The sequence below is a fragment of the Holdemania filiformis DSM 12042 genome (genome assembly GCF_000157995.1).
GTDB classification, from domain to species: domain Bacteria; phylum Bacillota_I; class Bacilli_A; order Erysipelotrichales; family Erysipelotrichaceae; genus Holdemania; species Holdemania filiformis.
Genome location: NZ_GG657561.1, coordinates 385,379 through 394,731, shown reverse-complemented (window position 1 = coordinate 394,731; position 9,353 = coordinate 385,379). Strand labels below are relative to the sequence as shown.

The window sequence follows — 9,353 nt, the reverse complement described above, 5'->3', positions numbered from 1 at the left end:
ATGGCGATGACTAAATCATATTTCTTTCCCTGTTCCAGCTTTTCTTTCAGCGCATCGGTGACAAAGCCCTGCTTTCCGGTGCTGCCATCGTCGCTGATCAGCGTAAACTCGTCCGCGATCGCTGCCATTTCCTCTTTTAAAATAACCAGCGATTCATTTTTGAAGCCGGCGATCAAATCGACATGCGCACCCCGCTGGTGGCAGGCCTTTGCGCTTGGATACGCGATCGCGCAGCCGACACCGCCGCCGATCACGCAGATATTCTGCGCCCCTTCAAAATCTGTCGCCTGTCCTAACGGCCCGACAACATCGCGGATCGAATCACCGGTCTTTAAGGTGCACAGCCGCTTCGTCGATTCGCCCGCGGCTTGTACGATCACGGTGATCGTGCCCTCCTGCGGATCGGAATCCGCGATCGTTAACGGGATCCTTTCTGCTTTTTCATCCTGATGAAGAATCACAAACTGTCCTGGCTGAACCTTCTTTGCGATCCGCTCTGCTTTTAACTTCAGCAGCGTAATCTGCGGGTTCAGGACACGAGCTTCTAAAATTTCAACCATGTTCTCTCATCCTTTCTGCAATCCCTTTCATAGTTTAAGTATATAGCGAATAAACCTTGAATTCAACAAGTTAAATTAAATTACTTCTTCACAATCTCCATTTTCAGGAAAGTGTCTGAATTCCCATTTTTTCTGCTTGACAAAATAGAAAAAGAACCGTAAAGGTTCTTTTAGATCAGCCGGACTCCGCCTTCCGGACGGATCGATAAAACATGACAGCTGCCTGCGCCGAAGCAGTCGTCCATAACCTTCTGATAGGTTTCCAGCAGCGCTAACGGCACAAACGCCTGAATCGTTCCCGCCAGACCGCCGCCGTGGACGCGCCAGGCGCCATGCCCCTTCAGCACGTTTTCCGACAGGGCTAACGCCAGGGCCAGCGATTGATGCCGGATATCGCTCGGGCTGGTTACATTTTGAAGATACATGAAACTGGAATGACCGGATTCGATCACCAGTTCAAAGAAACGCTTCAGATCCTGGTCCTTCAGCGCCTGCACCTGCAGCGGCACCCGCGCGTCTTCCTCAAAGAAATGAATCGCCCGCAGGATTGCACGGTCGTTCTGAACCTGAGAGCGCACCTCGCGCAGCCGGCGGTAGAATTCAGCCGGATCCACCTGACGCAGCACCTCAGCGCCGAAATAGGCCGCGACCTGACGCATTTCCGCAGGCATCAGACCATATTCGTCCGACAGGTCGGCGTGATCCTGGCGCGTATCGACCAGGCACAGCGCGATCTGACTGTGATTAAAATCAAAATCAACCTGTTCCACCAGCACATTCTGCGGATCCTTGAAATCAATGGTCACAAAGTTGCCGACGGAACAAGCCATCTGATCGAGCAGTCCGCTCGGCTTGCCGAAATACACGTTCTCGGCGTATTGACCGATCTTGGCAATTTCCTGCGCGGAAACCTGTCCGTCATTATACAAATGCGACAAAATCGTGCCGACCAGCACTTCAAAAGCAGCGGAGGAAGAAATCCCCGAACCTTTCAGCACCGTGCTGTTGGAAACGGCCTGAAATCCGCCGATCTTGTAGCCGCGCTGGACAAATCCGGCCAGCACGCCGCGGATCAGTGCTTCCGACGTATTTTTTTCTTCCGGATGGACAAACAGATCCGCTAATGACACCGGCTTAATCTCAAAGCCCTCCGAGTAAAAGACGACCTCACCTTCCCGCCGCCCAGCTGCCGCCGCGGCGTCCATGTTTACACTGGCCGCCAAAACCCGGCCGTGCTGATGATCGGTATGGTTGCCGCCGACCTCCGTCCGTCCCGGGGCAGAAAACAAAGCACAGTCCATGTTCCCAAACGCTCTTTCGTAATCGTCAATCAACTGGCCGTAGCGCGCAATCTGACGCTCCACCTGTTCCTGACCATACAGGCTGGTAATCCGCGGCCGCTGTTGTTCCAACGCTGCTTTAAGCTCTGACTTGTTCATGCCTGATCCTCCTGATCAAATTCAAACGCCGTGCAATGCTCCGCCGTGATTCCCGGATTGAGAATGCAGGAGATCTTCGACGGATCATTCACGCTGTTGGGATAATACTGCGTTTCAAAGCAGACCGCGCAATGCGGCGTGTACCGCGTCCCGCCGCGGCCAACCTCACTGTTTAAGAAATTGGCGGTGTAGACATGCATATCCGGCATATCGCTCAGCACCCGCATCGTCAGCCCGCCTTTGACCAAGCTGGCGACCGGTCGGAAGCCGACGCCGTTGAGCACATAGTTATGATCCAGCCCGCCGGCGATTTCCAGCTGGCTGTGATGCTGATTTAAGATTTCGGTCAGCCGCTTCGGCTGGCGCAGATCAAAGACGGTGCCTTCGACCTCAAGCGTTTCCGGCCGCGTGCAGCCGTTAGGATCGAGCAGACCGATTTCATCGGCATCCACCTGAATCCAATGCCCGTCTAACGATGGATGCTGTCCGTTCAGCGAGAAATACGCATGATTGGTCAGCGATACCGGCGTCGCGGCGGTCGTGCGCGTCCGGGTCGTAATCGACAGCCGGCTGCCTGCCAGAGCATAGGTCACCGTGACCGTCAGTTCGCCGGGAAAGCCTTCGTCGCCCGCCGGCGATAGCAGCTCCAGCGTGACCGTCTGGGAAGTATGTTCCCTTACCGTCCACAGCTTCGCGTCAAACCCTTCCTGACCACCGTGCAGCGTATTGCCTTTATCGTTGCGGTAAAGCGTGTAAACCTGTCCGTCGAGCGTGAACTGACCGTCCTTAATGCGGTTGGCGACACGCCCGATCATCGCCCCCATGTATTTGACGGATTGCTGATAGCCCTCGACCTGATCGAAGCCCAGCACCGCGTCAAGCTGTGCGTCCTTGACCCACAGTGAAACCAGCGTGGCGCCGTAATCGCTGACGCGCACCCGCAGCTTATCGTTTTCAATTTCTAACCACTGCGCGGACCGGCCGTCCTGCAGTGTTCCGAAGTTTCCCTTGTTCATCTTCACAGCACCATCTTTTCAAACGCGTTCTGAGCGGCTTTTGTTCCGCTTTCTTCTTGGAATTGCCCTTGCCGGTACCCAAGATGATGCCTTCCAGCTTGACCTGAACCTCAAATTCCGGTTTATTGGAAGGTCCTGTCGTGTTGATGACCTCATAGGTCACGGTCTTGCGGGAATCGGACTGAACGTATTCCTGCAGCTTCGTCTTATAATCGACGATGATCGGCTCCTCCGGATGACTTAAATGCGGCGTGATCACTTCTGTCAGAATGTTGTCGATCGGTTCCATCCCGCTGTCCTCATACAGCGCACCCAGCATCGCTTCAAACATATCGGCAATGATCGAATCCCGCTCGCGGCCGCCGGTTTTTTCCTCACCCACGCCCAGCTTCAAGAAGGAATTGAGCTGCAGCTGCCGGGCATAGATCGCTAACGCCTCCTCGCACACCAGCTGCGCGCGGAAGGTCGTCATGTGTCCTTCGTCCAGCGGCGGATCCAGGCGGAACAATTTATCCGAAACCCACAGCTGCAGTACCGCGTCGCCCATGAATTCCAGGCGCTCGTTATCATGTTTCAGCTGCTTATGTTCATTGACATACGAGGAATGCACAAAAGCCTGCTCGATCAACCGGCTGTCTTTGCAATGAATTCCTCGTGCTTCAAGCCATTCGCATATTTTCATTTTTTTCTTCCTTTCTGATTCTCTTATTTTATTATATCGTGATTAATCCATATAAGAAATAGCGGATTCATTTTCTTTCCGGATTTTAGTTAACAACGACTGAAACTCCGCATTGTCCGGATCGTTCAGAATTCGCACCGCATCCTGCCGGGCAGTCTGAATGATCTTGGTATCGGCGACCAGATCGCCTAAAATCAGGCCCGGCACCCCGCTTTGACGAGTGCCCAGCAGCTCGCCTGGTCCGCGTTGTTCCAGATCCTTCATCGCGATCTCGAAACCGTCCGTCGTCTGTTCCATGATTTTCAAGCGGGCCAGACTTTCCGGATCCTTGCTTGCGGTCAGCAAAAAACAATAGCCCTGCCGGCGGCCGCGGCCAACCCGGCCGCGCAGCTGATGAAGCTGCGACAGACCGAAACGGTGCGCGTCGTAAATCACCATGCAGCAGGCGTTGACGACGTTGACGCCGACCTCGATGACCGTCGTCGACACTAAGATCTGCGTCGTATTGGCCTCAAAATCGAACATCGCCCGTTCCTTTTCCTCGCTGCTCATGCGCCCATGCATCAGCCCCAGCTTAGCCTTGCCTGAAAAGACTTCGCTTAAACTTTCAAAAATATCAAGCACGTTGCGTCCATCGAAGTTTTCATTTTCCTCGATCGCGCTGCAGACGATGTAAATCTGGCCACCCTGTTCCAGCTGGTCCAACAGCTGCGGCATGATCGTGCGCAGGCTGTTTTCCTCCACCAACCGAGTCTGAATCGGTTTGCGACCCGGCGGCATCGTCATGATCGTCGAGATATCCATGTCGCCGTAGAGCGTCGCGGCCAGCGTCCGCGGGATCGGCGTTGCGCTCATCAACAGAAAGTCGACCTTCTCGCCCTTTTCCTTTAACGCGCGGCGTTGTTCCACACCGAAGCGATGCTGTTCGTCGGCGACAACCAACCCCAGTTTGGCAAACTCCACTTCCTTTTGAAAGAGCGCGTGCGTGCCGGCGACCAGATTCAGCGTTCCGTCCTTCATCGCCTGCAGCACTTCTTTTTTCTTTGCCGAAGGCAGCGACGAACAAAGCACATCGATCTTGATCGGCAGACCGGCGAAAAGCTTCTTTAAGGAAACGGCGTGCTGACGGGCTAAGATTTCCGTTGGCGCCATGATCGCCCCCTGATGACCGCTGAGCACACAAGCATACAAAGCCAGCGAAGCGACCAGGGTTTTGCCGCAGCCGACGTCGCCCTGGATTAACCGATACATGATTTTATCGCTGCCCATGTCGGCCAGAATATCCCGCACCGCTTTAAACTGATCCGGAGTCATCGCGAACGAGAGATGATTCGCCAGCGCGTACACCTGTTCAGCATCAAATTGCTTGGCTTTCTTCGTCACGGTTTCGGTCTGTTGCCGGTGAATCATCTCCAGCACAAGATGAAATTTCAAAAACTCCTCGTATTTCAGCGTCCGCGTGGCCTGGTAGACCTCATCCATGGAGCGTGGAAAATGCAGGCAGCGCAGCGCCGTCTTTTTTGGCAGCAGGCGGTATTGTGCCTGAAGCGAAGGCGGTACGAGTTCTTCAATATGTGATTGAGCGGTGATGAAAGTTTTTTTGATAATTTCCTGCATCATCTTCTGCGTCATGCCTTCCTTTAAAGGATAGACTGGCGTAACGCCCAGCTGTTCCTGCAGCGGTTGCGAGTTGTACGTCGTGGCTGTGATCTTGTTTCCGCCCTGGTAATAACCGATCACCGTCACACGCTGGCCCACCGTCAGATTACTGGCCCAGGGGCGGTTGAATATCGTGATCTCAAAGCAATCGTCGTCATTTTCCAACTGGAACTTCGTCATCGTCTTGCCGCCGCGAATCCGCATCGTCCGCGCCGGCCGCACAATCTGCCCTTCCAGAATAACCTCGCTTTTCACCTGCCATTGATCATAAGGAATCACCTCACGGCTTTGATAGCGCAGCGGCACGCACATCAGAATCGCGTCGCTGTCGGTCAGTCCCATTTTCTCTAACAGATCGGTCCGCTTCGGGGTCATTTTCAACTGTTTTAACGTCAGCGCCATCGGTTCTTCCTCCTTTCAAACAAGAATAGCTTTATTATACCTTATTTTTCAAGTCAGCGCCAAGCGAACTTGAAAATCTCTGACAGACTTCGTTCTTGACGCTTGCTTTCCTTCAGGCAAAAAACCGGCCTTGCCGATCTGCTTCAAGGGACAAGCAGAGGCAATGCCGGTTTCCGATATGTTAATTTTCATATTGCCTGCATCTGTTCGGTGGTTGATCTCCGTACTTTTTCAGGCATCAAGCGCGGTTTTCTTACATTTCGCGGTGAGCCGCCAGCTTGCCGGCCAGCCGGCCGAAAGTCACAGACCGGCCAGCCGCGCAGCCCGCCAACAGATTTGGATAACTGCCGTCAAAGTAACCACCGGAACAATCTCCGGCAACGTACAATCCTTCTATTGGAGTTCCCTGCGGCGTCAGTGCGTTCATGTGGGTATCGATCTTAATTCCATCCAGCGTGCAGATGAAGTAGCCGCCGCTCATGCGTACGCCTTCAAACGGGGCCTGACGCAGCGCAGACAAACGGAACGATTCCTTGCCGAAATCCTCGTCCTGCTGCTTATCCGCTAATTCGTTGTACCGTTCCACCGTTGCCTTCAGTGCTTCCCGCGGCAGTCCCAGCTTATCCGCCAGTTCCTCGATCGTATCCGCGGAAACAACGATTCCTTGTTCGCGGTACTGACTCATGAACACCGCTTCGTTGAATTCCAGCGGCCACACCGACTCCGCGCCGTTAGCGTGCGGAAACATCCGGCTGCAGCCGTGAGTATCAAAGCGTTCCATGTCCTGAATATAATTAGCGTCCCAGAGCATCGCGTAGGTCATGCCTGGCAGATTAAAGGCGTCGTGCAGGATATGATCGTAACAGCCGCTTTCATTGGTAAAGCGCTGACCGTTGAGATCGACCTTCAGGAACGGCTGAGAACCCATCCAGAACAGCACGCCCTGTTCGTCGCAGCCGGTCTGGTCCGGTTTGACAGCGCCCCGGTCGAACAACATGCCGGCATGGGTTTCATCCATTGCCGCCCCGGCCCACAGGCATGCTTTGATCCCGTCGCCTGTACTGCCCGGATAGGAATAGTTGATATTGGTCATCTTTACAGTTTCCGGCTGCAGCGCCTGAAGCATGTCCTTGTTCAAACTGTAGCCGCCGGTGCAGACGATTACGCCCTTAGCCGCGTTGTAGCGGGCATAGCCGCCTTCCACCGCCGCGAACAGGCCGACGACCTGTTCGCCGTCTTTGATCAGCGAGGTCAGTGCCGTATTGTAATGAATCGTCAGTCCCAGACTTTGACCGTAATCCTTTAAGATCTTGGCGGTCACGCCTTCCGCGCCCTGGGTATCGCTCATCTGCAGCGAATGGCCGACATCGTAAATCGGATAGCGGACTGTTTTGCTGTGGTCATCGACTTCATGACGCAGGCGCAGACCGTTTTTTTCCAGCAGATCGCCATACCAGTCGATCGCTTCACCGGAATGCTCGGCCCAAACCTTAAACAGGCGCTGATCGCCGTAACCATTGGACTGACGATACATTTCCGTCATCACATCGAATGGATCCGGATTGTCGTTGTTTTCAATCTGTTGGCGGGAATTCACCGCCGCCAGCGTATCGCGGATTCCGGATCCGCCGTATTCCTCGCCGAATTTCTCAACTAAGATCGTGCTGGCGCCTTCCTCCGCTGCCGCGCAAGCCGCGAACAAGCCGGCTGTCCCGGCCCCGATGACTACAACGTCGCAATCATACGTCGCGACGATCTGGGATTCGTCGATAACCGGAGCACTGCCCAGCCAGTCAGTCGCGGAATTCTGCGGAATGTCCGTCGGCGTCGGTGTCGCCGCCGTTGCAGCGTTGGAATTGTCGTTAGCGCATCCGCCGAGCAGCCCCGCGGCCGCCATCCCCAGCGCGCCGGCTGCCGTGCCCTTTAAAAAGGCCCGGCGTGAAATTTGTTTTTGTTTCATTCTTTTCCCTCTTTTCTGATAGCCTTATCATAAATTCTGGGGCAGCACCAAGGTCAAGAGGGTAATTTGTGAATTTCTGCGTTCTTATTTGTGAATTGATAAGCATTATTGTGTGAAATCATCAAAAAAGTCTGGGGCTGGCCCAAACTTCCGTGGTTTTTGTTCATTTTCGCTTATTTTCCGCAGGATCAGAACCTTCTGTTTTACGGCTCGGCGGCTTTCCCTGAATATCCGCCGGCATGGTCATGATCAAACCGAATCAATTCAACTTTCAGCGCCGGCCTTGTCAGGCCGCAGCTATGCCGTCAATTCTGTTTCATCCTTCTCCATCAGACAATATAAGCGGATATAAAAGCCTTTCCGGCCGTCTTTGATCTCCGGCCCCATGACGAAGCCGAAGATTTCCTGTTGGAGCACAAACTGATGCTGCGCGGCATAGTCGAGCATGTCCTCGATATCCGCACGGGTAATCCGCAGAATATTCTCTTTGAAGATCACTTTGTAAAGATAGGTGCCGTCCGCGGTCTTATGAAGCTGATTGGAATGCGCGACGGTTTCGATCAACGGCTTGCAGCTGTCGATATACAACGGCAGATTCAGGCCCAGCTGGACCTGCGGCTGCGGCTTATCCAATTCGTCCAGATCGATGATCGTCATCAAGTCGACATGCGGCAGATACTGCATCGCTTCGCGGATCAGCTGCGTGTTTTTTCCCTTGGGATCAAAGCGCAGGTAAAAACATTCCCCTTCCCATTTTAACCGCAGCCGGTCAGCCGATTGGATCTCCGTGCGGTACACCGACTGGATAAACCGCAAATAACCCAGTGATGCTTCGATCTGTTCCTTCTGCCGTGCCAGCCCCGCGATGCAGCGCTCAAGAAACGCGGCATGATCCGGCACCTGCGAACCGGTGAGCGGCAGAATTTCCTCTAACGGAATGCCGGCCTGCTGAAACTTTTTAATCGACAGCACGATCGGAATCTGATCCTCCGTGTATTCCATGTATTGATTATCCTCGTTGCGGGCAATCTGAAGAATTCCGTTCTTTTCCAGATAACGCAGCGATTCCATGCTGACGCCAAAGGTTTTGGCAAACTGACTTCGCGTAAATTTCATAACCGGACCTCCTAAACGTATTGTACCGGCAATTTTGCAGCCTGTCCAGTTGACCTCTTTCGTTTCGGCGCACGGTCTTACTCATGGATCCGAAACGGAGTCAGGCGCATCACAATTTCATTTTTCTGATCCCCAGACGAAAGATCTATCGATTCCATCCGCTGATCAGACTCACAAAATCGCAATATTATGTATCTGGAATAAGCGAAGAAAGAAATCAATAAAACATTCAAAACAAATGCAAAACATGAAAAAATTTAAAAACGGAATGCAGAGATTTCCCGCATTCCGTCGATTTTCAGTTTCTGACAAGTTTAAACTTCAGACCTGCAATATTTACAACGTTGTCCCTTCGATTTATTCGACACCAAAGATAAACGAGTAGACAGGCTGACCGCCGGCCTGGATATCCGTTTCCACGCCGAACTGATCTTCGATGTAACGAGCAATCTGAGACGTTTCTTCCTCGCTGGCGTCTTCGCCCGCAAGCACCGTCACGATCTCTGAATTCCCGTCGAT

8 protein-coding genes are annotated in these 9,353 nt (G+C 53.4%); all 8 read right to left on the bottom strand.

The window, feature by feature from the left end; all coding sequences use genetic code 11:
* The coding region (locus tag HOLDEFILI_RS14540; RefSeq protein ID WP_006060571.1) for a sulfide/dihydroorotate dehydrogenase-like FAD/NAD-binding protein at window positions 1-560 on the bottom strand (560 nt) is incomplete at its 3' end.
* A gap of 170 nt (window positions 561-730) precedes the next feature.
* Complete coding sequence (locus HOLDEFILI_RS14535; protein WP_006060570.1) at window positions 731-1,999, bottom strand: galactokinase; 1,269 nt, start codon at window positions 1,997-1,999, stop codon at window positions 731-733.
* Window positions 1,996-3,015, bottom strand: coding sequence for an aldose epimerase family protein (locus HOLDEFILI_RS14530; protein WP_006060569.1), 1,020 nt, complete (start codon window positions 3,013-3,015; stop codon window positions 1,996-1,998). The genes HOLDEFILI_RS14535 and HOLDEFILI_RS14530 overlap by 4 nt, the downstream gene beginning before the upstream one ends.
* Window positions 2,954-3,697, bottom strand: coding sequence for a ribonuclease III (gene rnc / locus HOLDEFILI_RS14525; RefSeq protein WP_006060568.1), 744 nt, complete (start codon window positions 3,695-3,697; stop codon window positions 2,954-2,956). The genes HOLDEFILI_RS14530 and rnc overlap by 62 nt, the downstream gene beginning before the upstream one ends.
* A gap of 42 nt (window positions 3,698-3,739) precedes the next feature.
* On the bottom strand, window positions 3,740-5,758 hold the full coding sequence (gene recG, locus HOLDEFILI_RS14520) for an ATP-dependent DNA helicase RecG (RefSeq protein WP_006060567.1): 2,019 nt from the start codon (window positions 5,756-5,758) through the stop codon (window positions 3,740-3,742).
* Between the two features lie 253 nt (window positions 5,759-6,011).
* Window positions 6,012-7,718, bottom strand: coding sequence for an FAD-dependent oxidoreductase (locus HOLDEFILI_RS14515; protein WP_006060565.1), 1,707 nt, complete (start codon window positions 7,716-7,718; stop codon window positions 6,012-6,014).
* A gap of 297 nt (window positions 7,719-8,015) precedes the next feature.
* Window positions 8,016-8,834, bottom strand: coding sequence for a MerR family transcriptional regulator (locus HOLDEFILI_RS14510; RefSeq protein WP_006060563.1), 819 nt, complete (start codon window positions 8,832-8,834; stop codon window positions 8,016-8,018).
* A gap of 357 nt (window positions 8,835-9,191) precedes the next feature.
* Window positions 9,192-9,353 carry a hypothetical protein gene (locus HOLDEFILI_RS20550; RefSeq protein ID WP_425268587.1) on the bottom strand — a complete coding sequence of 54 codons (162 nt, stop codon included), beginning with the start codon at window positions 9,351-9,353 and terminating at the stop codon, window positions 9,192-9,194.